This is a genomic window from Flavobacterium reichenbachii (genome assembly GCF_002217435.1).
Lineage (GTDB): Bacteria > Bacteroidota > Bacteroidia > Flavobacteriales > Flavobacteriaceae > Flavobacterium > Flavobacterium reichenbachii.
Genome location: NZ_MUHF01000032.1, coordinates 112344 through 137137, shown reverse-complemented (window position 1 = coordinate 137137; position 24794 = coordinate 112344). Strand labels below are relative to the sequence as shown.

At 34.2% G+C, this 24794-nt stretch carries 21 protein-coding genes; 11 read left to right on the top strand and 10 right to left on the bottom strand.

The window, feature by feature from the left end; all coding sequences use genetic code 11:
* Positions 1-43: 43 nt before the first annotated feature.
* The 4 genes from B0A68_RS22675 to B0A68_RS22660 form a co-directional block, all read right to left on the bottom strand.
* Entirely contained in the window at positions 44-910 is an 867-nt protein-coding gene (locus B0A68_RS22675; protein WP_035681330.1) for a cupin-like domain-containing protein, read from the bottom strand.
* An 80-nt stretch (positions 911-990) separates the two neighbouring features.
* The gene (gene bioB, locus B0A68_RS22670; RefSeq protein WP_035681332.1) at positions 991-2079 is read right to left on the bottom strand and encodes a biotin synthase BioB; all 1089 of its coding nucleotides are present in this window, start codon (positions 2077-2079) and stop codon (positions 991-993) included.
* A 171-nt stretch (positions 2080-2250) separates the two neighbouring features.
* Positions 2251-2688 carry a hypothetical protein gene (locus B0A68_RS22665; RefSeq protein WP_035681335.1) on the bottom strand — a complete coding sequence of 146 codons (438 nt, stop codon included), beginning with the start codon at positions 2686-2688 and terminating at the stop codon, positions 2251-2253.
* A gap of 118 nt (positions 2689-2806) precedes the next feature.
* Positions 2807-3736, bottom strand: a complete 930-nt coding sequence (locus tag B0A68_RS22660; RefSeq protein ID WP_035681338.1) for a bifunctional riboflavin kinase/FAD synthetase — start codon at positions 3734-3736, stop codon at positions 2807-2809.
* Between the two features lie 191 nt (positions 3737-3927).
* Here B0A68_RS22660 and B0A68_RS22655 point away from each other — a divergent pair, with 191 nt between their 5' ends.
* Positions 3928-6600 carry a zinc-dependent metalloprotease gene (locus B0A68_RS22655; protein WP_035681340.1) on the top strand — a complete coding sequence of 891 codons (2673 nt, stop codon included), beginning with the start codon at positions 3928-3930 and terminating at the stop codon, positions 6598-6600.
* A 35-nt stretch (positions 6601-6635) separates the two neighbouring features.
* Here the strand turns inward: B0A68_RS22655 and B0A68_RS22650 are convergent, their stop codons facing one another.
* Positions 6636-7316, bottom strand: coding sequence for a ComF family protein (locus B0A68_RS22650; protein ID WP_035681342.1), 681 nt, complete (start codon positions 7314-7316; stop codon positions 6636-6638).
* A gap of 98 nt (positions 7317-7414) precedes the next feature.
* Here B0A68_RS22650 and B0A68_RS22645 point away from each other — a divergent pair, with 98 nt between their 5' ends.
* The 5 genes from B0A68_RS22645 to B0A68_RS22625 all read left to right on the top strand — a co-directional run bounded on the left by B0A68_RS22645 (position 7415) and on the right by B0A68_RS22625 (position 13381).
* On the top strand, positions 7415-8953 hold the full coding sequence (locus B0A68_RS22645) for a glycine--tRNA ligase (protein WP_035681344.1): 1539 nt from the start codon (positions 7415-7417) through the stop codon (positions 8951-8953).
* A gap of 281 nt (positions 8954-9234) precedes the next feature.
* Positions 9235-10044 (top strand): LytR/AlgR family response regulator transcription factor, encoded by an 810-nt coding sequence (locus tag B0A68_RS22640; protein ID WP_035681348.1) that lies wholly within the window; start codon positions 9235-9237, stop codon positions 10042-10044.
* 173 nt (positions 10045-10217) lie between these two features.
* Positions 10218-10535 carry a hypothetical protein gene (locus tag B0A68_RS22635; RefSeq protein WP_051892443.1) on the top strand — a complete coding sequence of 106 codons (318 nt, stop codon included), beginning with the start codon at positions 10218-10220 and terminating at the stop codon, positions 10533-10535.
* Between the two features lie 100 nt (positions 10536-10635).
* Positions 10636-12693: a tetratricopeptide repeat-containing sensor histidine kinase gene (locus tag B0A68_RS22630; RefSeq protein ID WP_035687743.1), complete on the top strand. Its 2058-nt coding sequence runs from the start codon at positions 10636-10638 to the stop codon at positions 12691-12693.
* Positions 12683-13381, top strand: coding sequence for a response regulator (locus B0A68_RS22625; RefSeq protein ID WP_035681350.1), 699 nt, complete (start codon positions 12683-12685; stop codon positions 13379-13381). Before B0A68_RS22630 ends, B0A68_RS22625 begins: the two co-directional genes overlap by 11 nt.
* 86 nt (positions 13382-13467) lie before the next feature.
* Here the strand turns inward: B0A68_RS22625 and thiL are convergent, their stop codons facing one another.
* The gene (thiL, locus tag B0A68_RS22620; protein ID WP_035681353.1) at positions 13468-14514 is read right to left on the bottom strand and encodes a thiamine-phosphate kinase; all 1047 of its coding nucleotides are present in this window, start codon (positions 14512-14514) and stop codon (positions 13468-13470) included.
* 198 nt (positions 14515-14712) lie between these two features.
* Between thiL and B0A68_RS22615 the strand changes: the two genes are divergently transcribed.
* Positions 14713-15201 (top strand): DinB family protein, encoded by a 489-nt coding sequence (locus B0A68_RS22615; protein ID WP_035681355.1) that lies wholly within the window; start codon positions 14713-14715, stop codon positions 15199-15201.
* A 45-nt stretch (positions 15202-15246) separates the two neighbouring features.
* Here the strand turns inward: B0A68_RS22615 and B0A68_RS22610 are convergent, their stop codons facing one another.
* Complete coding sequence (locus B0A68_RS22610) at positions 15247-16203, bottom strand: helix-turn-helix transcriptional regulator (protein WP_035681358.1); 957 nt, start codon at positions 16201-16203, stop codon at positions 15247-15249.
* 212 nt (positions 16204-16415) lie between these two features.
* On the opposite strand from B0A68_RS22610, the gene B0A68_RS22605 reads away from it, so the two are divergent.
* Both B0A68_RS22605 and B0A68_RS22600 read left to right on the top strand, forming a co-directional pair.
* Positions 16416-16934 carry a hypothetical protein gene (locus B0A68_RS22605; protein WP_035681361.1) on the top strand — a complete coding sequence of 173 codons (519 nt, stop codon included), beginning with the start codon at positions 16416-16418 and terminating at the stop codon, positions 16932-16934.
* Positions 16935-16951: 17 nt separating this feature from the next.
* Positions 16952-17446 (top strand): hypothetical protein, encoded by a 495-nt coding sequence (locus tag B0A68_RS22600; protein ID WP_035681364.1) that lies wholly within the window; start codon positions 16952-16954, stop codon positions 17444-17446.
* 77 nt (positions 17447-17523) lie between these two features.
* Here the strand turns inward: B0A68_RS22600 and lepA are convergent, their stop codons facing one another.
* From lepA to B0A68_RS22585, 3 genes are all read right to left on the bottom strand, one after another.
* Entirely contained in the window at positions 17524-19320 is a 1797-nt protein-coding gene (gene lepA / locus B0A68_RS22595) for a translation elongation factor 4 (RefSeq protein WP_035681367.1), read from the bottom strand.
* A gap of 162 nt (positions 19321-19482) precedes the next feature.
* Complete coding sequence (locus tag B0A68_RS22590; protein WP_240475225.1) at positions 19483-20181, bottom strand: NUDIX hydrolase; 699 nt, start codon at positions 20179-20181, stop codon at positions 19483-19485.
* Positions 20182-20223: 42 nt separating this feature from the next.
* Entirely contained in the window at positions 20224-20940 is a 717-nt protein-coding gene (locus tag B0A68_RS22585; protein WP_035681372.1) for an NUDIX hydrolase, read from the bottom strand.
* A gap of 388 nt (positions 20941-21328) precedes the next feature.
* Between B0A68_RS22585 and B0A68_RS22580 the strand changes: the two genes are divergently transcribed.
* Together B0A68_RS22580 and B0A68_RS22575 are read left to right on the top strand one after the other, a co-directional pair.
* Entirely contained in the window at positions 21329-21583 is a 255-nt protein-coding gene (locus B0A68_RS22580) for a hypothetical protein (protein WP_035681375.1), read from the top strand.
* Positions 21584-21669: 86 nt separating this feature from the next.
* Positions 21670-24783: a SusC/RagA family TonB-linked outer membrane protein gene (locus B0A68_RS22575; RefSeq protein WP_035681378.1), complete on the top strand. Its 3114-nt coding sequence runs from the start codon at positions 21670-21672 to the stop codon at positions 24781-24783.
* Positions 24784-24794 lie beyond the last annotated feature (11 nt).

Sequence of the window (24794 nt, the reverse complement as noted above, 5' to 3'; positions counted from 1 at the left end):
GTTATGAATATATTCATAACTGCTTTTTAATTTTAAATACATTTTAAGCCGATTTTTTTAAATACTGATTGGTATTCTCAATAGCTTTTGCATTTTTATAATCAATCCATTTCTGACCTTTAAACTTTCGCATCAGAATATCAAAATACCGCATAATTACAATATTATAAGCAGCTTTTGATAAATGGCTTATGCTTTTAGGAAATGCACGCAGACTCATAGAAAATCCCGGGCTTAAATATTTCATATAATGCCAGTATCCTTCCGGCATATATAACATTTCACCGTGTTTTAGATTCGTGATGTATCCTTCGGCATTTTTTAGTGCAGGGAATTTTTCGTAATCAGGCTGATCAAAATCAATGTCTTCTCTCGAAATTAAAGCATGCGGCACTTTATACATAAACTTAGACTGGCTCGGAGCAAACAGCATACATTGTTTTTCTCCGTGAAAATGAAAATGCAGAATATTAGAATAGTCAATATCATAATGCATAAACACTTTAGAGCTTTCACCGCCAAAGAACAGCATAGGCAATTGCTTGACTAATTTTAAGCCAATGTCAGGCCATAAAAAATCATTTTTCAATGTCGGAACCTCCTTTATTAAATTGTAAAGGAAAATGCGGTAGTTGGTAGGTTTCTCTTCCAGGAGATTAATATAATCGCTCATCTTCATTTTAGTGTGCGCTTCATTAAAACCTTCCTTATGATTTACTGGTCTGTTATCGTATAGAGGAACAATGGTATCACCAGCGATCTCTTTAATATAAGAGAGTTTCCATTTGTGATAAGCCGGCCAATCTTCAATCAGCTCTTCAACCACAACTGGAATTTGTTTTTTTACATATTGGGTAATAAAATCCGATTTGGAGATTTTTTTAACCCGTTCAATTTGTGTTAATTTCATCTTTCTAAATAAAAATTGCTTATAACAAGCTAGTTATAAGCAATTTAAAAGTATTTATCGAGATTTATTAGCTCTAAAGCTTAAATTTTTGATTTGATCGAAGCTTCAAGATTTCTTTCTATGGTATGTCCAGGTCTTGACCATTTTGGTTTTTCACCTAATGGAGAAAATTGAGAATCAGCTGCTTCTACAGTTTTTGGCTGCGAAACTTTAGTAAAAGGTTTCTGCGGATTCAATCCTAACAGCTCAAACATTTTCATGTCTTCGTGAACATCAGGGTTTGGAGTGGTAAGAAGCTTATCACCGGCAAAAATAGAATTAGCTCCTGCAAAAAAGCACATTGCTTGTCCTTCGCGGCTCATGTTAGTTCTTCCTGCAGATAAACGAACTTGAGTATCAGGCATTACAATTCGAGTTGTAGCCACCATTCTGATCATTTCCCAGATTTCAACTGGTTTTTCGTCTTCCATTGGAGTTCCTTCAACAGCAACTAATGCATTAATAGGCACCGATTCTGGTTGTGGGTTTAAAGTAGAAAGCGCTACCAGCATTCCAGCTCTGTCTTCAATACTTTCTCCCATTCCAATAATACCGCCGCTGCAAACAGTAACGTTAGTTTTACGAACATTTTCGATAGTTTCTAAACGATCTTCAAAAGCTCGTGTTGAGATAACATCTTTATAATAATCTTCAGAAGTATCTAAGTTGTGATTGTAAGCATATAAACCAGCTTCTGCTAAACGCTGTGCCTGGTTTTCTGTAATCATACCCAAAGTACAGCAAACCTCCATATCCAGTTTGTTAATGGTACGAACCATTTCTAAAACCTGATCAAATTCTTCACCATCTTTTACATTTCTCCAGGCTGCTCCCATGCAAACGCGGGATGATCCGCTTGATTTAGCTCGTAAAGCTTGTGCTTTTACCTGGCTGACAGTCATTAAATCGTTTCCTTCAACACCTGTATTATAACGTGCAGCTTGCGGACAGTAACCGCAATCTTCTGGGCATCCGCCAGTTTTTATAGATAAAAGTGTAGAAACCTGAACGACATTTGGATCGTGTTTTTGTCTGTGAATTGTTGCTGCTTCATACAGCAGATCCATCATAGGTTTATTATATATTGCGATTATTTCGTCTTTGGTCCAGTTGTGTTTTGTAATGCTCATTGCTACATTGTTTTTGAAGCTTCAAAAGTAACTAATTTGTTCTAATCAGCAATGCTCATTGCTGTAAATGAATATTTGTTGGCTATTTTCAAAAAAGAAACACTCTAAAATCATAGAATTATAAATTTTTATGATTTTAGAGTGTAAAAATGTTTATTTTATTTTGAAATATTAATCGGCCGCATATTTATTATTCCAATACAGCATCATCATTAAAGTTACAATAACAGAAGAAGCAAGACCTTCAAATAATAAACAAATGCAATAGGTTGGTACAGACGGATCTCCACCAAACATAAAAGCTTGAGAAAGTGTTTTTACATAAGCATCTCCGCCTCTTGCATAACTATAAACCAATAATCCAAAAACACTCAACGCAACGCCGACTACAGAAGTCGCCATCGCAGAAACAGCATTGGATACAAAACTGGTTTCTCCTTCATTAAGATTCATCTGCATCGTTTTATTTACACCATAGAATATAAAAAAGACATTCAGGGTACGCAGATAAAACAAATCGGACAGACCTAAAACATTCATTAATAAAAAATAAATGCTGATTCCGAGGAAAATCAAAAAACCGTTGGTAAATTCTTTAGGTAATTTCATAGTGGTTATTTTTTAAGAAGTTAATAGTAAATATTTGAGGAACAGAGTTCTATATCAAATTTACTAAAAAAATAACTAGGATGATTTAAAATTGCCTAAAAGATAGTGTTGCGTAATACTAAAGCGTGTTTAGAAATTTTTGAGCATTAATTTGATCTTGTTTTAATTGTTCGATCAGCAGATCAACAGATCCAAATTTTTGCTCTTCGCGAAGATAATGAACCAGCGAAACTTCAATATTTTGTTCGTAAATATCTTTGTCAAAGTCAAAGATGTGTACTTCAATTGTTTGTTTCTCACCTTCAACAGTCGGATTGAAACCAATATTCATCATTCCTGCAAATTCTTGTTTATCAACAATTGCCTTAACCGCGTAAACCCCTTTTTTAGGAATCAATTTATAGTCTTCGTCAATTTCAATATTTGCTGTCGGAAAACCAATTGTTCTTCCCAATTGTTTTCCTTTCACCACTTTGCCCGATAAGAAATAGTTGTAGCCTAAATATTCATTTGCCAAATCCATATCTCCTTCATTCAAAGCCTTTCTAATTTTGGTTGAACTTACAGAAACATCCTGAATTTCCTGCGCCGAAATTTGTTCTACTTCAAAACCATATTTTTCGCCAAAAGCAATTAAATCATCAATATTAGCCGTTCTGTTTCTTCCAAAACGGTGATCGTGTCCGATGATTATTTTCTGAATTTGAAATTGGTCCACTAATATAGAATGTACAAATTCTTCTGCTGTCAATCTTGAAAAACTTTCGTTAAACGGATGAATAATAAGGTTTTCTATGCCAGTTTCTTCCAGCAGTTTTGTCTTTTCAGAAATAATATTCAGCAGTTTTATCTCTGATTTTTCTTGCAGCACCATTCGCGGATGCGGAAAAAAAGTAAGAACCAAACTTTCGTATTTTCCGTTTTCAGTATTTTGAGTAATTCGTTCCAGAATTTTTTTATGACCAATATGTACACCGTCAAAGGTGCCAAGAGTTAAGATTGTTTTCTTGGTTGACTGAAAATCGCTTATAGAATGAAAGAGCTTCAAAACAAATTATTTAAGATGCAGCAAATTTATACTATTCTGTTTTAAATTTAATGCTAAGCCGAATTGATTTTTACAGTGAATATCTTTCTTTTTGTGAAAATTGGCCATCTCGTCGATGAAAATGAGTTAATTGTCTTATATGTGTAAGAATTTCATTTAATTGCTTTAAATTTGAATTTCAATTCCTAAGTATGAAAAAACAATTACTTTATATTTTTCTAATAGTTTGCAGCAGTACAATTTACGCACAAAGTGATGCCTTATGGCAAAAAGTAAGTACGGCCTCCGTATTAAGAAAAAGTACAGCTGCAGTTAATTCTGAAAAACTGTATTATAAATTAAATTCAGATTTTCTAACCTCAAAGCTTTCGGCAGTAAATAATTCGACGGAAAAAACCGTAACAGAAATCACAATTCCTAATACAGCTGGTGTTTTAGAACGATTTACGGTTTGGGAATCATCAAATTTTGATCCGGAACTGCAGGCAAAATATCCGGACATTAGATCGTATCAAGGTCAGGGTGTTGATGATAAAACAGCAAAAATTTATTTTAGTACAGCGCCAATCGGAACCAAAACAATGGTTTTTCGTCTAGATAAACCCTCAGAATATATAGAGCAAAATCCAGATGATAAATCAGAATACGTATTATTTTCTTCTAATGATAATACTTCAAAAATGCGTTTGGAATGTAAAACTGCCGACCTGGTTTTAGAAAACAACAGTACTTCAAAGACTGCCAAAATATCTTCAAGTGCAAAAACGTTAAAGACATTACGCCTTGCACTATCCTGTACTGCAGAATATACCGCTTATTTTGGAGGTACAAAAGCGGGAGCACTGGCTGGGATGAATGCAACTTTATCAAGAGTAAATGGTCTTTTTGACAGGGATCTTTCTGTAAAATTAGTTTTGATTGCGAACAATAATGATATAATCTACACAAATGCCACAACAGATCCTTACTCTGAGCCTTCAGTTGGTAACGATGAAACGAATCCTACTTGGGGGAAAGAGGTGCAGGCAACTTTGACCAGTGTAATTGGCAACGCAAATTATGATATCGGACATTTGTTTGGAGGATCAGGCGGCGGCGGTAATGCAGGTTGTATTGGCTGTGTTTGTGTAAATCCTGCAAGCTCGGGAGCTGTTGGAAAAGGAAGTGCCTATACCTCTCCAGCAGATGCAGTACCAGAAGGCGATAACTTTGATATCGATTTTGTAGCCCACGAGTTTGGTCATCAATTGGGAGCATTTCATACTTTTTCTCATACATTAGAAGGAAATGGAAGTTCCTACGAACCCGGAAGCGGTTCTACAATTATGGGTTATGCCGGAGTTACAAATGGTTATAATGTCCAAAATAAATCAGATGATTATTTTTCTTATCCCAGTATAATTCAGATTCAAAATAATCTGGCTACAAAAAGCTGTCCGGTTAGTACAGCAATAACAAATAATCCCCCTGTAATAAATGCTGGTCCTGACTATACAATTCCGATAAGCACTCCTTTTATTTTGACCGGTACAGGTTCTGATGCTGAAGGAAATACCATTACTTATACTTGGGAACAATTTGATAATGCAACTTCTACTTCTGGAGCCAATAGTACTACTTATCCAACTAAGCCAAACGGACCAATGTTTAGATCTATAGCGCCTACAACATCTCCTGTGCGATATATGCCAAGTTTAAGTTCGGTGCTTCAAAACCAATTGACTACTACTTGGGAGTCTGTTTCATCCATTGCAAAAACAATGAATTTTACCTTAACAGGAAGAGATAATGCTCCTTTAGGAACAGCTCAAACCTTTACAGATGCTATGGTGGTAACCGTAAGCGCCACTGCCGGACCTTTTGCTGTAACTTATCCAAGCTCTAATGTAGGCTGGGAAAAAGGATCAACACAAACGATAACCTGGAGTGTAAATAATACAAATACCCTGCAAGGTTCTGCTGCGGTAAATATTAAATTATCAACAGACGGCGGTTTAACATTTCCAATAGTTCTTGCTTCAAATACTCCAAATGATGGTTCAGAAGCTATTTTGGTGCCAACAGATGTTGTCACGTCTACCAATTGCAGAATTTTAATTGAGCCTACTGCAAATATTTATTATACGATAAACAGCAAAGCCTTTTCTATTGGTTATACGGTAGCAACAACTTGCAATACATATAGTTTTGGAAGCTCTTTTAGTATTCCTTACAGCTCTGGTTACACCACCAGAACAGTTACTGTGCCGGCTGCAACAGGAACGGTATCAGATGTAAATGTTTCTTTAAGCCTTACCCACGATAGATTATCAGATGTACAAATTGAAATTGTGAGTCCGCAGGGAACAACAGTTCGTTTATATAATAAAGCCTGTTCAAACTCTTCAACACTTGCTCTTCAGCTGGATGACGACGGAACTGTTATAGACTGTAGTAAAGTTTCCACTCAAATTGTTGTGCCAGTAGATTTATTAAGTGCTTTTAATGGCCAGAATCCTCAGGGAACCTGGACTTTTAGAGTTCGTGATAATGTAGTAGGAAGTTTTGGAACTATAAATGCTGCATCGGTAGATATTTGTACTACAAGTTATACTTTAGGAACTCCCGATTTTGATCGAATGAATTTTGTACTCTATCCAAATCCAAATAAAGGAAATTTTACAATTCAGTTTCAAAGCGAATCTACAACTGGAGTAAAAGTTTTAGTACACGATGTTTTAGGAAAAATAGTCTACGACAAAACGTTTGAAAATACAGGCGATTTCAATCAAAATATTCAACTGGCAAATGCTTCTTCAGGAATTTATCTGGTAACAGTTATCGATGGAAACAAAAAAACAGTAAAAAAGATTGTTATCAATTAAGGTTTAAGATTTTGGTTAACAAGCCAATTATAGAATTAATTGGCAATTGCCATACAGACAACACTTATTTTGGCATTAGGGAATTTTAATAAAGCTCTCGAACACGCTTCGATAGTGGCGCCCGTAGTGAGAACATCATCAACAATTAAAAAATGTTTATGATTGTTTTCTTCAGTGAAATGTACATCAAAGATGTTTTCTATATTTTCGGATCTTCCTAAAAGATTTTTTTTAGACTGTGTTTTAGAATACTTCTTTCGATATAAAATGCTGTCATCATAAGGAATATTTAGATTATTAGATAAAGCTTTTCCGAAAGAAGCAACCTGATTATAACCTCTTTCTTTGAATTTCCTTTTATGGAGAGGAACGGGAATAATTACATCAAAAGGAATATTCAATTTTAATTCCTTTAAATCTTCTGAATACCAATTTCCTAAAACCGTTCCGATTTCTTCATGGCCTTTATATTTTAGGTTGTGAATGATTTCCTGAACCATTCCCTTTTTATTAAAATACAAAAATGCAGAAACATGCTGCATTTCTATACGTCCGTAAAACTTTTTGACCGCTTGATTATCGGAATCTAAATGATATTGAGTAAGAGGCATTTCGTGACGGCAATTGGTACAAAAAACACTTTCATTTGCCAGGAGAAGTGTTTTGCATCCAGAGCAGACTTTCGGGAAAAACAGGTTAATAAGGTAATTAATCACAAATAGAAAGAATTTGGTTACAAAAATATTAAAATCAATGGTTCAATCTTTATTTTTTTTCTTTTTTTTAATGGTACTTTTTATATTTTTGCATCACTATGGCAAAACAAGAAGATATATTTAAGAATGTGGTTTCGCACGCAAAAGAGTACGGATTTATTTTTCCGTCAAGCGAAGTTTACGACGGATTGAGTGCTGTCTATGATTATGCACAAAATGGAGTCGAATTAAAAAAGAATATCCGTGAATATTGGTGGAAATCAATGGTTCAGATGAATGAGAATATTGTCGGCCTTGATGCTGCAATATTGATGCATCCAACAACTTGGAAAGCTTCAGGCCACGTTGATGCTTTTAATGATCCGTTAATTGATAATAAAGATTCGAAAAAAAGATATAGAGCCGACGTTTTAGTCGAAGATTATGCTGAAAAGATTAATCAAAAAGCTCAAAAAGAAATCGAAAAAGCAAGAGCTCGTTTTGGTGATGCTTTTAATGAAGAAGAATTTGTTACTACAAATGCACGCGTTATAGAATATCTTTCAAAATACAAGGAGATTTTATCAAGACTTGCAAAAGGTATGAGCGATGATCTTCAGGATGTAAAAGCTTTAATCGAAGAACTCGAAATCGCTGATCCTGAAACGGGTTCAAGAAACTGGACAGATGTAAAGCAATTCAATTTAATGTTCGGAACCAAATTGGGTGCTTCTGCAGATTCTGCAATGGATTTATACTTACGTCCGGAAACAGCACAAGGTATTTTCGTGAATTTCCTGAATGTTCAGAAATCGGGTCGTATGAAAGTTCCTTTTGGAATTGCTCAAACGGGTAAAGCATTTAGAAATGAAATTGTTGCAAGACAATTCATTTTCCGTATGCGTGAATTCGAACAAATGGAAATGCAGTTTTTTGTACGTCCGGGAGAAGAAATGAAATGGTACCACCACTGGAAAGAGGCGCGTTTAAACTGGCACTTATCTTTAGGATTAGGAAAAGAAAACTACCGTTTTCACGATCACGAAAAATTAGCACATTACGCAAATGCAGCTGCAGATATTGAATTCAACTTCCCATTCGGATTTAAAGAACTGGAAGGAATTCACTCTCGTACTGATTTTGACTTAAAAGCGCACGAACAATATTCTGGTAGAAAATTGCAATATTTTGATCCTGAGCTAAACGAAAACTACGTTCCGTATGTTGTAGAAACCTCTGTAGGGCTTGATCGTATGTTTTTAGCTGTTTTTGCAACATCATTGCAAGAAGAAGCTTTAGAAGATGGTTCTACAAGAACAGTGCTTAAATTGCCTGCTGTCTTGGCTCCAACAAAAGCTGCCGTTTTACCATTAGTTAAAAAAGACGGACTTCCAGAAATTTCTAAAAAAATCATCGAAGATTTAAAATGGGATTTCAATGTGGCTTATGATGAGAAAGATGCTGTTGGTCGTCGTTACAGAAGACAAGATGCCTTAGGAACTCCATTCTGTATTACAGTAGATCATCAAACGCTTGAAGATGAAACAGTAACAATTCGTCATAGAGATACAATGAAACAAGATCGCGTTAAAATAACTGAGTTAAGAGCAATTATTGAAAACGAAGTTTCGATGAAAAACTGGTTGATGAAAATGTAATTCTTAATTAAAGTAATATAAATCCCAAATTCCTTACTAGGAGTTTGGGATTTTTTTTATTTTAGGCATTCTGTTTCTGATATTATACATTTCAGGTCAATATGTCAATTGTTGAGTATAATGTATTAATAATGAATAATTTATAAGCCGAAATTCGTAATTTTAATTGCAGGTAAAATACTAAAATAAAATTTTTAAGAACAATTTGTAAACTGATTGCGTCTTCATAAGATGTTTTTAAGGCTAATTGTCAAAATTAATGCAAATAAGAAAGGCTTACATTGAAGAAATATTCGTATATTATTATTGACGATGATGCAGAAAGTATTCTGAAAACCAGATCAATTGCAGATGGTTTTTCAGAGTTAGACTTTCTGGCATCGGCATCTACTTACGAAGAAGGATTGAGACTGGTGTTAGAGCAGCAGCCGGCATTTATTTTTTTAGAAATTGCACCTCGGGATTTATCCAGTAATTTGTCACTTTCTTTTATTAGTGAATTGTATCGGTTTTTAGCTAAAATTCCGAAGATCATTATTACCACTTCAGAGAAAGATTTGGCTTTTGAAGCGATAAAATATGATGCATTTGATTATATTTTAAAACCCGTTTTAAAAATAGATTTACTTAAATTGATTTTAAAACTAGACAAAAGTACTTTAGCATCAGAATCTATTAAGATAAAAAATGAAATTTCAGCTTCTGTAATACCATTTTCACAGAATATTCAAAATGTAGAGCAACCGCTTATTCTCTGCATAAAATCATACGGAGATTATCGCTACATTGATACCGCAGAAATTACCTATTTTCAAGCCGATAATAATTCTACAGACATTTATCTGCAAAGCGGCGAAATGATAACTGCTTTTAAAACCTTAAAGCATTTTGAAGGAGTTTTGTCCTATCCTTTTTTTAGAATTCACAATAGTTATATGATTAATAGAAATTATATTTCGAGGATTCATAGCGGACACTCAGTTTGTTACATAAAAAACTCTTCAAAAAAGATCCCATTTTCTAAGACCTACAAGTCAAATATTGACTTTATAATTGCCGATTATACTATAGGAAATTACTTAGAAGTCTAAAAATTAAGTAATTACATAAATTTGATGCCCGTTTACTATCAATTGGGTATGTTCTACCATAAACTCATTTTTTTGTATAAATTTTTTTTGATTACGGTATTAGTTTTACACCATGATTTGCAAGAAAGCAGTCATATTTCCCCAAATAAAACAAACACATAATACCTTAAATCATGAAAAAAACAGCTTTAACATTCGGATTATTTTCTTTAGTAGTAGTAGCAACTTCATTTGCAAGCCCTGTAACAACAAATGGTGTGACAACTATTGATTCTATATATGGAGATGGAGCTTCAACTGGAAATGTAGGCGGAAGAAAACTTGATGTATACGGTGATGGCGCATCAACAGGAAATGTAGGCGGAAGAAAATTAGATGTATTTGGAGACGGTGCATCAACAGGAAATGTTGGTGGAAGAAAACTTGATTTTCAAGCCGTAGGACTTAGCCAAGTAAGTCAATCACAAGGTTTAAGCAAAAAATTAGATTAAATATAATTTTTCTATATGTAAAAAAAAGCTGTCAATTTTTTGACAGCTTTTTTTTATGTCTTAAGTTTTAGTATTTTTGGTAAAACTCCAAAAAGTACAATTGAAAAAGACTTGTTATATATTACTTTGTTTATCTCTGGTTTTTATTAGTTGTACTAAAAATGATCAGCCTGATAAAAATAAAATTTCTACTAAAGATAGTCTCCCAACGTATCTTTCGTTGGCAAATGATATTAATCTGGGTTATGACTTTAAACAAAAATACAATAAGCTGGCTCTGGAAATTATAATGAAACAGGATAATGATTCTGTTTTGAGAGTTAATCTTTTTAAAGTAGCAAATCGATATTACAACATGAACGACCTAAAATCGTATCATAAAATATCAAAATTAGTTTTAGAAAAATCTCTAGTTGGCAAAGATTCTTTAAGCATTGCCAAAGCCTATATGTATCTGGGAGACTATTATAATTCGCAAGCCATTTCAGATAGTGCCTTTAGAAGTTATTTTAAAGCACAAAAAATCTATCTTCAAATTAATGACGAGTATAATATTGCGAAAACATTTCTAAACAAAGCCAGCCTTCAATACAATGGAGGTGATTATTTTGAAAGTGAGATTGCAGTTTTTAAAGCTTTAAATATTTTAAAAAAGCAAAAAAATGTAAGCGATCTGCTTTATGAATGCTACAATCTTTTAGGAATTCTATACAATGAAAGAGAAGAATATACCAAAGCGTTAGAATTTCACAATAAAGCTTTGGACGTTTTAAAAGATAAATCCATACCGCTTGAACTTCAATTAAAAGCAACATCATTAAATAATATCGGCTATGTTTATCTGAATATGCAGAATTATCAGCAGGCCAAAAATTATTTTGAAAAAGGATTGGATGAAAAAAACCTATTTCAGGAGAAAACGATTTTGTATGCCATTTTATTGGATAATTTAGGGTATTCAAAATTCAAATTGAATGAATCCGACGATTTGCCAAAACTGTTTGTTCAATCGCTCAAAATTAGAGACAGCTTAGGATTAAAATCTGCCGTTGTATCAAGTAAAATTCATTTATCGGAATATTTTAGCGCTAAAAAAGACACTCTGCGTGGTGTGCAATATGCCAAACAAGCCTTGGCTTTGTCGCGAACCTCTGATAAATTAATAAATACATTAGAAGCACTCAAACAAATTGCTGTCGTTGATACAAAAAATGCTTCTGTATACTCTAAAGAATATATTTATCTAAACGAAAAAATGCTCAAAGCAGAAAGAAAAATGGGCGAAAAATTTTCTCGTATAGAATTTGAAACCAACGAGATAAAGGATGAAAACTCAAATCTGCAGGAAAAAAACAAAACCTTAGTATACGTTTTTAGTATATGTACGCTCATTGGCCTTTTCTTTTATGTGTATAAAACGCAGCAGGCAAAAAACAGAGAACTACTTTTTAAACAGCAGCAGCAAATTGCAAATGAGGATATTTACAACTTAATGATTTCACAGCAAAACGAAATTGAGCTTACGCGAATAAAAGAAAAGAAAACCGTTGCGCAGGAATTGCACGACGGAGTGCTGGGAAGAATGTTTGGCATCAGAATTAGTTTAGACAGTCTGGATAAAGTTGATGAAGCTCTGGCCGCTCCAAAAAGGAAAATGTACTTGGCAGAACTTAAAAATATAGAAGAAGATATACGCGAAATTTCTCATGATTTGAATAGAGAAAAGTCAGAATTAATTAATAATTTTGTAGCCATCCTGAAAAAACTATTCGAAAACCAGCGTAATACACATAATTCGAAATTAATCACTGCATTTGATTCCCAAATAAAATGGGAATTAGTGAGTAATATGGTTAAGATAAATTTATACCGAATTGTTCAGGAAGCACTTCAGAATTCTAACAAATACGCAGAAGCAGACATTATTAAAATAGAATTTAAAAGCGAAATTGATCATCTGGTTTTATCTATCATGGATGATGGAGTCGGATTTGATACAAAAAGAACAAAAAACGGGATAGGACTGCATAACATTGAATATAGAGCTGCAGAGTGTAAAGGTACGGTTGCAATAAAATCTGCCAAAGGAGAAGGAACCCTGCTTATAATCAAAGTCCCAATAGATCAAAAAATAAACCTGCAAAATAATGACATTTGACGCAACAACCCCAGGTTCGCAATTGACTAAGCAAAATATTCTGATAGTCGATGACCATCCTTTTATTATAGAGGGATATAAAAATGCTATAACTCGCTATAATCCAAAAGAATATGAATTTGTGATTTCTCAAGCGCATGACTGCAAATCTGCTTATGATTTAATTGTAGACGAAACGTCTCCTGTTTTTGATATTGCTTTTTTGGACATCAGCATGCCTGCCTACGAAGACAAAAACCTTTTTTCTGGTGAAGATATAGCCAAATTAATTCTCGAGAAAATTCCAACCTGTAAGATTATACTTTTGACAATGTATACGGAACTCCTCAAAATAAAAACGATTATTAGAACCATAAAACCAAATGGTTTGGTGATTAAAAATGATCTTACTTTTGATGAGCTTCTTTTTGCGTTGGATAAAATAATGAAAAACGAAAAATATTATAGTCAGTCTGTTCAGAAAATGCTGAATCAAAACCCTCATAATTCAATAGAAATTGATCAGGTTGATAAGCAGATTCTATTTCATTTATCAAAAGGAATTGAGGTTTTTGCTATGCCGGAATATATTCCGATATCTTTGACAGCAATAGAAAAGCGAAAAATCAATCTAAAAGAGCTGCTCAGAATAAAATCAGGTTCTGATGAAGAATTGGTAAAAGAAGCAAAGAGTAAAGGTCTTTTCTAAATTACACTTCAAATAAAAAAAATTCCAAATTCCAAAGAGTTAAAAGCTCAATTGGAGTTTGGAATTTTTTATTTCGAATACAGCGATTATTCCGTCAAGGAATCCCAGCCGCGTGCTTTTAAAGCGATTTTTGTGTTTGCTCTGGTTACGAGATGAATTCCTTCGTTTTCTTCTGCCATATGGCCTATAATCGAGAAATTTGGATTTCCTTTTATTTTGTCAAAATCATTAATATCAATGGTAAATAAAAGCTCATAATCTTCTCCGCCGTTTATTGCAACAGTAGTGCTGTCAATATTAAACTCTTCGCATGTCGAAATAAACTGCGGATCTAAAGGAAGTTTATCTTCATATAGATTACAACCCACTTTAGATTGTCTGCACAAATGAATAATTTCTGAAGAAAGTCCGTCAGAAATATCAATCATAGAAGTTGGTTTAATTTCTAATGCATGCAATAACGTACGCACATCTTTACGAGCTTCAGGTTTCAGCTGGCGCTCGATTAAGTAGGTATAAGCGTCTAAGTCAGGCTGATTATTTGGATTTACCTGAAAAACCTGTTTTTCTCTTTCTAAAACCTGCAATCCCATATACGCTGCGCCAATGTCTCCCGTTACTACAAGTAAATCGGTTTGTTTAGCGCCATTACGGTACACAATTTCATCTTCATCGGCTTCGCCAATTGCAGTAATGCTGATAATCAATCCTTTTTGAGATGAGGTGGTGTCGCCGCCAACAACATCAACTTTATATTCTTGTGCGGCATGTGTAATTCCTTCAAATAATTCTTCTAAGGCTTCTAACGGAAAGCGATTCGAAACCGCTACAGAAACCGTGATCTGTGTCGGTCTGGCATTCATTGCACAAATGTCGGATACATTTACAACAACCGATTTGTAACCTAAGTGTTTTAATGGCATGTAAGCCAAGTCAAAATGCACGCCTTCTATCAATAAATCGGTAGAAACAACTACTTTTTTATCCTTAAAATCCAGTACTGCAGCATCATCGCCAATACTCTTTAAAGTAGATTCTTGTTTAACATCAAAATTTTTAGTCAAGTGTTCAATTAAGCCAAATTCGCCTAACTGAGCTATACTGGTACGCTGCGGATTTTTATCTTCGATCATTTTTTTTAAGTTCCAAAGTTTGTAAGCTGCAAAGGTACAAAGGTTTTTTTTAAAGATGCTAAGATTCTGAGATGCTAAGGTTCTAAGTTTTCTACAGCTAATTAAAAAAATATTCTAAATATTTTTTTTCCTGCTGACAAACTGTTGTCACCGGCTCATTTTACTTTTGAAGTATAAATAAATTAAAACTTTAAAATCATGAAAACATTAGCTGCACAAGTAATTACTCCCGAACATTTATTGAAACACTGGCAAGGGCACCGCGCACTTACAAGACGTGTAATTGAATTTTTTCCAGAAAAAGATTTCTTTGAATTTTCTATTGGAGGAATGAGAACATTTGCAAAATTAACAGACGAACTTTTGGCTATTGCAGTTCCCGGACTTAAAGGAATTGTAAACAGAGAAGTGAAGCCATTTAGTGAAGAAGAAACAGAAAAATTGATTTTTAAAGCGCAGTATCTTGAAAAATGGGACGAAGCAACTGCAGAAATTAATCAGTATTGGGAGAAATTATCGATTGAAGATTTTAATGAAAACTTTAACCTTTTTGGGCAATATGAATTTCCGGTAATTGAGAATATTTTATATTTTATTGATAACGAAATACACCACCGAGGACAAGGATATGTATATCTAAGAGCTCTCAATATTGAACCTCCATTTTTCTGGGACAGAGAAAGATAGATTAAAAAAAACTCCTAATGCAACTCAGTTTCTTTAGGAGTTTTTTTATAAAAGTCTTTTTCTGTTTACCTCCAGAAGTTCTAAAGTTCTCACTTTAAGTCTTTCTGGTTCTACGATTGTTGCGTAATCTCCAAACATTAAAAACCAGCGGGGAAAACCGTTATCAATATCGCGGCACATAAATGTCATTTCGATTTTTCCGTCGATTTCTTCTTCAGAAACATACCCATGATATTTTCTTTCGTGCGTTAAATATCGCGCAATTTTTTTGTCAATTAGAATTCTGACTTTTGTAGTCGGAATGGTTTCTGTTTTGGTTAAATAGGTTTCCAGAGAATCATGTTCGATTGTAAAATCAAGATCTGTTTTTTTTATTTCCAGAATCCGATCGGTACGAAACTGGCGGTAATCCTTTCTCAAATGGCAGTAACCAAGGAAATACCAATTGTTATGATCATGAAATACGCCGACTGGTTCTAAATTGCGCTGTGTTGTTTCTTCTTTGTCAAAAGTTTTATAAGTTAACAGAATCTGCTTTTTTTCTGCGATTCCTTCAAACAGAATTGCGAGAGTATTGGGAGAATTATCATTGAACATGGGTTCGGTAGTTTGCATCACCACCCTGGATTCAATATTCGAAACATAATCTTTATCCCCATTTCTCAAAACCGATTTTAGTTTGTACATCGCCGATGCATAATGCGTACCGAGAGCAGGATCTGTAAATTTCTGCATCAATTTCTCCGCCGCAATAAAACTGCTCACTTCTTCGCGCGTAAACATAACGGGCGGTAATCTGTAACCGTCCATTAAGGCATAGCCAACTCCAGCTTCGCTGTAAATAGGAACTCCGGATGCTTCAAGAGTACGAATATCACGGTAAATTGTTCGCAGACTGCAATCAAAACGATCAGCCAATTCCTGTGCTTTTACAATTTTTTTAGATTGTAATTGAATCAGAATGGCAACAATTCGGTCAAATCGTTTTGGGGTTTCGTCCATTTTTTAAGGTTCAGAGGTTTTTTGTAAAGTTATAAGGTTCAAAGATACAAAGGTTCAGAGTTTAAAGAAATGAGAAATGTGTTCCAAATTAGGACAGATTTCTAAAATATTTCAGGCTTTTAAATGTCAGGAACTTATCTTATCAATTTTTTTTTGAGTTTAATTGTAGATTAAAAAATAATGTATTTTTACCTCAATTAAAAACGAAACATATGCCTAATGATTTATCGTACACGAAGATTGAAGAGCTTAAAAAGAAATTAAGAGAGGGAAAATTTGACAGTAATCAGGAACTTATTGATTTGATTCGGCTAGATTACGATCCTGTTACAGCAAAAGAGCTTTTATCAAAAGTAATCAAAAGTCATAAAGATGATCTTTATGAAGAAGCTAAAGAAGCCAAAGAAGTGGAAGAAAGAAGTAAAATTGCTTTTGGTGCCGTGATTGTTATTACAACTTTCATAGGAATGTTTGGAGATAACAACGGTATGATGATTTTGATATCGATTATAGCGGCTTGTTGCTGCGGTTATTATGGAAATCAAGAAAATCCAATTCCTGCAATGGTAGGTTATACCATAGCTGCAATGATTATGCCTTTTGCATGTGGTTTCTATTTTAAAGGAAGAAGCACTTTTTTAAATTTAGAAATTCTGATTCCACTATTGATTTCTTTCGGACCAGGTTTATTAATTAAATATGTTTTATCCCAAATTCTGCCTTCAAACTAACTTAAAAAACTAAATTTATGATTGAAAATTACTCTTTTAATGAGCATTATAAAAGATTTGAACCGCACGAAACCAAATGTACTTACTGCGAGCAAGATCATATGAAAAGCATGAACGAGTGCTATTTTGTACCGCTTTTTGTAGAAGCGGACAGAACTAATATTGTCGTATACCGATCGGTTAAATATTCTAAAATTTTAATTGGAATTCCAAGATGTTCATCCTGTAAATCCATTCACGAAAAAGCGACATCAAAATCACAGTTAATAACGGGAATTAGTATTGTGGCGGCAATTTCTCTTTTGGTTTATAACTTCACGCTGCTTAACCCGTTTGTTTTAGTGGGAGGAATTTTTGCAATGATTTTCGGTGGTATTTATGGATCAAAGAAAATGACAGAATCTTTTGTAGTAAGTCAGGATATTTATACTCTGGAAGATGGAGCAGAAAGAAATGAAGTAGTTCGGGACTTAATCGTGGCAGGCTGGTCTTTTACACAGCCATCAGCATAAAAACAAAAAACCCGATAACTTCGTTATCGGGTTTAATCTATATTCTTGACTCTTTATTCTTTATTATAAAGAAAAATCTAATCATTAAGTTTCAAAACAGCCATAAAAGCTTCTTGTGGAATCTCAACGTTTCCAACTTGTCTCATACGTTTTTTACCTTTTTTCTGTTTTTCAAGAAGTTTACGCTTACGCGAAATATCTCCACCGTAACATTTTGCGGTAACGTCTTTACGAAGTGCTTTAATCGTTTCACGAGCAATAATTTTTGCCCCAATTGCAGCCTGAATCGGAATATCAAATTGCTGTCTTGGAATCAATTCGCGTAATTTCTCGGTCATTTTTTTACCGATGTTATAAGCATTGTCTTCGTGAATCAATGCAGAAAGTGCATCAACCGTTTGTGCATTCAAAAGAACATCCAGTTTTACCAATTTTGAAGTTCTCATTCCGATAGGAGAGTAATCAAAAGAAGCATAACCTTTGGAAACTGTTTTTAAACGATCGTAAAAATCGAATACAATTTCGGCAAGAGGCATGTCAAAATTCAATTCAACACGTTCTGTTGTCAAATACGTTTGATTCGTAATTTGACCGCGTTTTTCAATACATAAACTCATTACGTTTCCAACGAAATCGGCTTTTGTAATGATTGTTGCTTTTATGAAAGGTTCTTCAACTCGGTCTAAACGCGAAGGTTCTGGTAAGTCAGAAGGATTATTTACTACAAATGCAGTTTCCGGATCTTTTTTGGTGTAAGCCAAATACGAAACGTTGGGAACTGTAGTAATTACAGTCATATCGAACTCACGCTCTAAACGTTCCTGAATAATTTCCATGTGAAGCATTCCTAAGAATCCGCAACGGAAACCAAATCCTAACGCTGCAGAACTTTCAGGTGTAAAAACTAACGAAGCATCATTCAATTGCAGTTTTTCCATAGAAGAACGCAAATCTTCGTAATCTTCAGTATCAACAGGATAAATTCCGGCAAAAACCATTGGTTTTACATCCTCAAAACCTGTAATCATATTAGTTGTAGGCGTTTTAGCATCAGTTAGTGTATCACCAACTTTTACTTCTTTGGCCTCTTTAATTCCTGAAATTAAATATCCAACATCACCAGCAGAAATCACGTTTTTCGGAACTTGGTTTAATTTTAAAGTTCCAATTTCGTCAGCAAAATATTCATTGCCTGTAGCCATGAATTTAATTTTCTGTCCTTTTTTGATTTCACCATTTACTACTCTAAAGATAACCTCAATTCCACGAAACGGATTGTAAACCGAGTCAAAAATCAAAGCCTGTAAAGGTTCGTCTTTATTTCCTTTTGGAGCAGGAATTTTTTCGATAATGGCAGCCAGAATATTTTCGACCCCAAAACCAGTTTTTCCAGAAGCATGTATAATATCTTCTAATTTACATCCTAATAAATCGATAATATCATCACTAACTTCTTCTGGATTAGCACTTGGTAAATCAACTTTATTCAAAACCGGAATAATCTCAAGATCATTCTCTAAAGCCAGATATAAGTTAGAAATCGTTTGTGCCTGAATACTTTGTGCAGCATCAACAATCAAAAGTGCGCCTTCGCATGCCGCGATAGATCTCGAAACTTCGTATGAAAAATCAACGTGACCAGGAGTATCAATTAGATTTAAAATATATTCTTCTCCCTTATAAGTATATTCCATTTGTATGGCGTGACTTTTAATGGTAATGCCTCGCTCGCGCTCCAGGTCCATGTTGTCAAGCAATTGCGCTTTTTCTTCACGAGCTGTAACGGTTTGTGTAGCGCCCAATAATCGGTCTGCCAATGTACTTTTACCGTGGTCAATGTGTGCAATAATGCAAAAGTTACGTATCTTCTTCATTTTAATATATCAATTCTCTGATCGAGTTTAAGTCTTTTTTGGGTATAAAATGCACTGCAGCAATTGCTTTAACGCATGTTATTAAGGCGCAAAGATAGCGCAAAGTTTTGGATTCTGGAATGTAGTTGTCGGATAGTTAGATCTTGAAAATAAAATTCGGCCTTAAAATTCAAAATTAAAACCTTTTTCTGTTAATTTTTTATAGATATCAGGATCAAATTTATAAAGTTTTGCGGCTCTATGCGAGACGTCCTGCTGTTTTTCGTCGAGTGCTACAAGCAGTTTCATATGAAGAATTTTTCTTCGGAAATTCGATTTGTCCAATTCAATTCCCAGAATTTCTTCATAAAGATGCATTAACTGTAATAAAGTAAATTTTTCTGGCAGTAAATTAAAACCAATGGGCGCTTGTCTCACTCTGTTGCGCAATTGCATTAAACTGAAATCTAGTATTTCATTATGGTCAAAAATCAAATCCGGAATGTCATTAATTTTGTACCATTTTGCCTCCCGAACCGATAAACTGGCTTTTATGTTGTAATCTTCCCGATTTACCAAAGTATAATATCCAATGGTTACAACCCTTCTTTCGATAACACGATTTGGATTTGTAAAAGCTTTCAGCTGTTCCAGGTAAATATTTTCAAGACCGGTAAGTTCCTGCAGAATTCGCTGTGCGGCATCGTCTGCGCTTTCTTCCTTTTTTAACCAGCCTCCAAGAAGTCCCCACTTTCCAATACTTTCGCCTTGAGCGTGCTGTACCAGAAGTACTTCCAGACTTTCTTTGTTAAATCCAAATATGACACAATCAATAGTGATTCCGTCTATGGCTGGTCTGATTTCTGTGTTTTGTGCTGTCAATTTCTGGATGTATTTCTAGAATAAAATGCTCTTTGTTGTTTGTTAAAATTCAAAATTGAATCCTTTTTCAGTTAGTTTCTGATAAATTTCAGGATCAAACTTGTATAATTTTGCAGCTCTATGCGAGACATCCTGTTGTTTTTCGTCTAAAGCCGCCAATAATTTCATGTGCAGAATTTTTCGTCTAAAATTAGATTTGTCCATTTCGATTCCTAAAATTTCTTCATACAAATGCATCAATTGCAGCAGTGTAAATTTTTCGGGTAAAAGATTAAATCCAATTGGAGCCTGTCGAACTCTGTTCTGAAGATGTTTTAAACTATAAGATAAGATTTCGTTATGATCATAGATTAAATTGGGAATGCTGCTTATTTTGTACCATTTTGCATCGGCGGCAGTAAAACCAGCTTTGATATTATAATCTTCTCTTTTTACCAAAGCATAATACCCAATAGTAATGACACGTCGCAGCGGAAAACGATCGGGATCTCCAAAAGCTTTTAACTGCTCTAAGTAAATATTATCTAAACCTGTAAGTTCATTTAACAAACGATTTGCGGCCGCGTCTGTACTTTCTTTTTTGTATATCCATCCTCCCGGAAGTCCCCATTTTCCTTTACTAATTCCTTCTGCGTGTTGTACCAGAAGAACCTCCAGACTTCCTTTGTCAAAACCAAATATCACGCAGTCAATCGTGATTGCATTCATTGCAGTTTGTTCACTTTTTACAGCGGTCCCGTCATCTTCATTTTCGACCATATTTGATATAAATTTTGACAAATTAAATAAATTAAATGAATACTTAGCTTCACAAAAGCTTTATATTTTTTTTAACGAAACAAAATTTTGATACTCAGCGCATTGGATTTGTGATAAAAAACAGATTTAAAAAGTACTATTCTTAAACGGCTGATTGTCAAATGGCTGATTCGTTATTTTTTTGATATTTTTTTATTCAATTTCAATTAGAACTTTGCGGTATTAATAATTATAATCTTCAATTATTAGAATTGAAAAAAAATAACCCTAATATTTTGTTAATATAGAAAAAATGTTTTACACTTGTAGTCAAATTAACCATAAGATAAGTTCAGTTTGACTATAAGTTTAAAGTGAACAAAAATACAACTAACTTAAAATATCACAAATGTTTTTTTTAGAAATTGAATTAACGAACTCTTTGATAAAAAAAACAGTATTAAATTCTAAAAATGGAATTGTTTGTAATGCTGTTTTAAATACTGATTTGAATGGTGTGACTCAAACATCAAAATCAGAAAGCAAAGTTTTTTTAGCACAGCTTTTAGGAAAAACAAACTACAGAAAATTTTACGCAAAGCGTAACAACTTATTTGACGGAAGAAACATTGACCGTGTAAATACAGATTCTCGGCCAGTGTAAGCCAGGGAGGAATATTCTCCACTTTGAATAGTTCCTCAATCGATTGAAAAACACTAACACTAAATTTAACCAATTCTTTAATTATTATGAAAAGCAAAAATTGTATTAAAACAACAAAGCTTCCATTTTTGATGGCGCTGCTGCTCAGCGTATTTGTGATGCAGTCTGGATTTGCACAAGAATCCAAAACTGTAAGCGGAACTATAATATCTGCAGATGATAATATGGGAGTTCCAGGAGCTACCGTTATTGTACAGGGAAGTAAAGCAAGTACAGTAACTGATTTTGACGGAAAATATAAAATTGAAGCTAAAACAGGAGATGTTCTTGTAGTAAGTTTTGTTGGCTTTAAAACACAAAAACTTACCGTAGGAGCACAAAAAGTGATTAATATAACACTGGCTGCAGAAACTTCTGAACTTAAGGAGATTGTAGTAATTGGTTACGGTACACAGAAGAAAAAAGTAAACACAGCTGCAACATCTCTAGTATCTGGAAAAGATATTCAGCAGGTTGCGAGTCTTGATGTTGTAAATGCTTTGCAAGGTCAGGCGTCTGGAGTAAATGTTACTTCATCTTCTGGACAACCGGGATCTAGTATGGTCGTAAACATACGTGGAGCAGGAACAGCAGGAAAAAGTGATCCGCTTTATGTGGTAGACGGTGTTGTTGTAGATAATGGTATCGGATATTTAGATCCGTCTGTTATCGAAAGGGTTGACGTTCTTAAAGATGCAGCGGCTTCTTCTATTTACGGAGCAAGAGCGGCAAACGGAGTTATCTTGGTAACAACGAAAAAAGGAAAAGATGGTAAAATGAATGTTGCATTCAATACTTATACCGGTTTTCAGCAAGTTTCTAAGAAATTAGACTTAATGAATACACAGGAATATACTACGATTATGAATGAAGCTCGTGTAAATTCTGGATATGCACCTTTGTATTCTCCAGCACAGATTGCAGCATTTCCTAATCACGACTGGCAGAAAGATTTGTTTAATGAGGGAGCACTTAAACAAAATCACTCACTTTTTATAACAGGAGGTGATAAAAAATCTACAATTGCAACAGGTTTGTCTTATTACGGACAAGAAGGAATGATTGGAGGAGCAACTAGTCAGTCTCAATACGATCGTGTTACTTTTACAGTAAACTCTACTTCTGAAGTAATTGAAGGATATTTGAAAATTGGAGAAAACTTTACTTTTTCTAATGTAAAATCAAGAGGTATTGCAGATGATGGTATTTACAGCAACGGAATTAGAAGTTTCTTAAATGCAGCTCCAATTGACGCAGCTTACGATGCAAATGGAGGTTTTGCTCCTTCGGTAATATCAGCAGATATCAGCAACCCGGTAGGTTCATTATATTACAATAACTTTAATGAAAGCAAAAATAACCGTTATGTAGGTAATATTTTCGCAGAATTAAAAATCTTAAGAGACTTTACATTCAGAACAAGTTTTGGTGTTGATATGTCAGATAGTAACTATCGTTCTTTCAGACCAGTTTATTCACTTTCTTCAAGTGATAATAATACCGTTTCGAGCGTAACTCAAAATGCTACTAAATCGTCTGGATGGATTTTTGAAAATACTTTACAGTACAAGAAGACATTGGGCGGAGTTCATAATATTGATGTTTTAGTTGGTACTTCTGCAAAAAAGAATACAGGAGATTTTATGGAAGGCCAAGGAAGAAATTTAATTTTTGATGATTTTGCACATGCTTATCTTGATAATGCAAAAGATCCAACATCAAATGTGGTAAAAGGAAATCGTAAAGATTATGCGATCCAATCTTATTTTGGGCGTTTATTATATGATTATGACAACAGATATTTATTTTCTGCAACAGTTCGTAGAGACGGATCTTCAGAATTTGGACCAAATAACAAATATGCTATTTTCCCATCATTCTCTGCAGGTTGGAATTTAGATAAAGAAAAGTTTTTCAAAGAAAATAAAGTTTTAAATACATTTAAACTTAGAGCAAGCTGGGGACAAAATGGTAACGATCAATTTGCAAGAAGATTTGCTTATGTATCTACAGTTAATTCTGCAGATAAAACGTATCATTTTGGAACAGGAACCGAAACTCTGCTAGTAGGTTCAAGCCCGGATCAGCTTTCTAACCGTAACCTTAAATGGGAAACTTCAGAACAATTAGATTTAGGTTTTGATGCTGTTTTGTTTACCAATTTTACATTATCATTTGATTACTACGATAAAAAAACAAAAGACTGGTTAGTACTGGCTTCTATCCCGGTTTATGCCGGAGCAACTGCCCCTTATGTTAATGGTGGAGACGTAAGCAACAAAGGATTCGAGGTTAGTTTAGGATACCGTACTCGTTTTGGAAAAGATTGGAATTTTGGTATTAACGCTAATGTTTCAAGCAATAAAAATGAAGTTCTTAGAATTGCAAATAATGAAGGAATCATTCACGGAGATGCAAACTTATTATTTCAAGGTCTAGACGAAATGAACCGTGTTGAGGTAGGAAAACCAATGGGTTACTTCTACGGATTAAAAACAGATGGAATTTTTCAAAATGCGGCAGAAGTTGCAGCAGGTGTACAGCCAAATGCACAGCCTGGAGATGTTCGTTTTGTTGATTACAATGGAGATGGAAAAATTGATGCTAACGATAAAACACAAATCGGAAATCCAAACCCGGATATTACCTACGGTTTAAATATTGATTTATCTTATAAAGCATTTGATATTACAATTAATACTTATGGTTCTGCAGGAGGACAAAATGTTTTTGGTGTTCACGATTATACTCGTGCCTATACAAATAACACAACAGATATCTTAAACAGATGGACTGGTGAAGGAACTTCAAATACAACACCAAGAGTAACTTATGGTACAGATCCTAACGGAAACTACACTAAATTCTCAGATTTATATGTTCAGAATTCTGATTTCTTCAGAATTAAGAATGTAGCGATTGGATGCGATTTAACAAAATTGACAGACAAGTTGAGTTTCTTCAGTAAATTCAGAATATATGTTGCAGGAAATAATCTTTTCACTTTTACAAAATACCAAGGTATGGATCCGGAGATTGGTTTTGGTAACAATGCAACAGATAGCAGCGGAAACGTTACACAGCCATGGGCAAGAGGAATTGATGTTGGATATTATCCGCAGCCTAGAAGCTACATGATGGGACTTAATGTTAATTTTTAAATTATGAAAAC

Coding starts and splice junctions, on each gene's coding strand:
- B0A68_RS22675 (WP_035681330.1), bottom strand. CDS start 910: ATGAAATTAACACAAATTGAACGGGTTAAAAAAATCTCCAAATCGGAT.
- bioB (WP_035681332.1), bottom strand. CDS start 2,079: ATGAGCATTACAAAACACAACTGGACCAAAGACGAAATAATCGCAATA.
- B0A68_RS22665 (WP_035681335.1), bottom strand. CDS start 2,688: ATGAAATTACCTAAAGAATTTACCAACGGTTTTTTGATTTTCCTCGGA.
- B0A68_RS22655 (WP_035681340.1), top strand. CDS start 3,928: ATGAAAAAACAATTACTTTATATTTTTCTAATAGTTTGCAGCAGTACA.
- B0A68_RS22645 (WP_035681344.1), top strand. CDS start 7,415: ATGGCAAAACAAGAAGATATATTTAAGAATGTGGTTTCGCACGCAAAA.
- B0A68_RS22635 (WP_051892443.1), top strand. CDS start 10,218: ATGAAAAAAACAGCTTTAACATTCGGATTATTTTCTTTAGTAGTAGTA.
- B0A68_RS22625 (WP_035681350.1), top strand. CDS start 12,683: ATGACATTTGACGCAACAACCCCAGGTTCGCAATTGACTAAGCAAAAT.
- thiL (WP_035681353.1), bottom strand. CDS start 14,514: ATGATCGAAGATAAAAATCCGCAGCGTACCAGTATAGCTCAGTTAGGC.
- B0A68_RS22615 (WP_035681355.1), top strand. CDS start 14,713: ATGAAAACATTAGCTGCACAAGTAATTACTCCCGAACATTTATTGAAA.
- B0A68_RS22610 (WP_035681358.1), bottom strand. CDS start 16,203: ATGGACGAAACCCCAAAACGATTTGACCGAATTGTTGCCATTCTGATT.
- B0A68_RS22605 (WP_035681361.1), top strand. CDS start 16,416: ATGCCTAATGATTTATCGTACACGAAGATTGAAGAGCTTAAAAAGAAA.
- B0A68_RS22600 (WP_035681364.1), top strand. CDS start 16,952: ATGATTGAAAATTACTCTTTTAATGAGCATTATAAAAGATTTGAACCG.
- lepA (WP_035681367.1), bottom strand. CDS start 19,320: ATGAAGAAGATACGTAACTTTTGCATTATTGCACACATTGACCACGGT.
- B0A68_RS22585 (WP_035681372.1), bottom strand. CDS start 20,940: ATGGTCGAAAATGAAGATGACGGGACCGCTGTAAAAAGTGAACAAACT.
- B0A68_RS22580 (WP_035681375.1), top strand. CDS start 21,329: ATGTTTTTTTTAGAAATTGAATTAACGAACTCTTTGATAAAAAAAACA.
- B0A68_RS22575 (WP_035681378.1), top strand. CDS start 21,670: ATGAAAAGCAAAAATTGTATTAAAACAACAAAGCTTCCATTTTTGATG.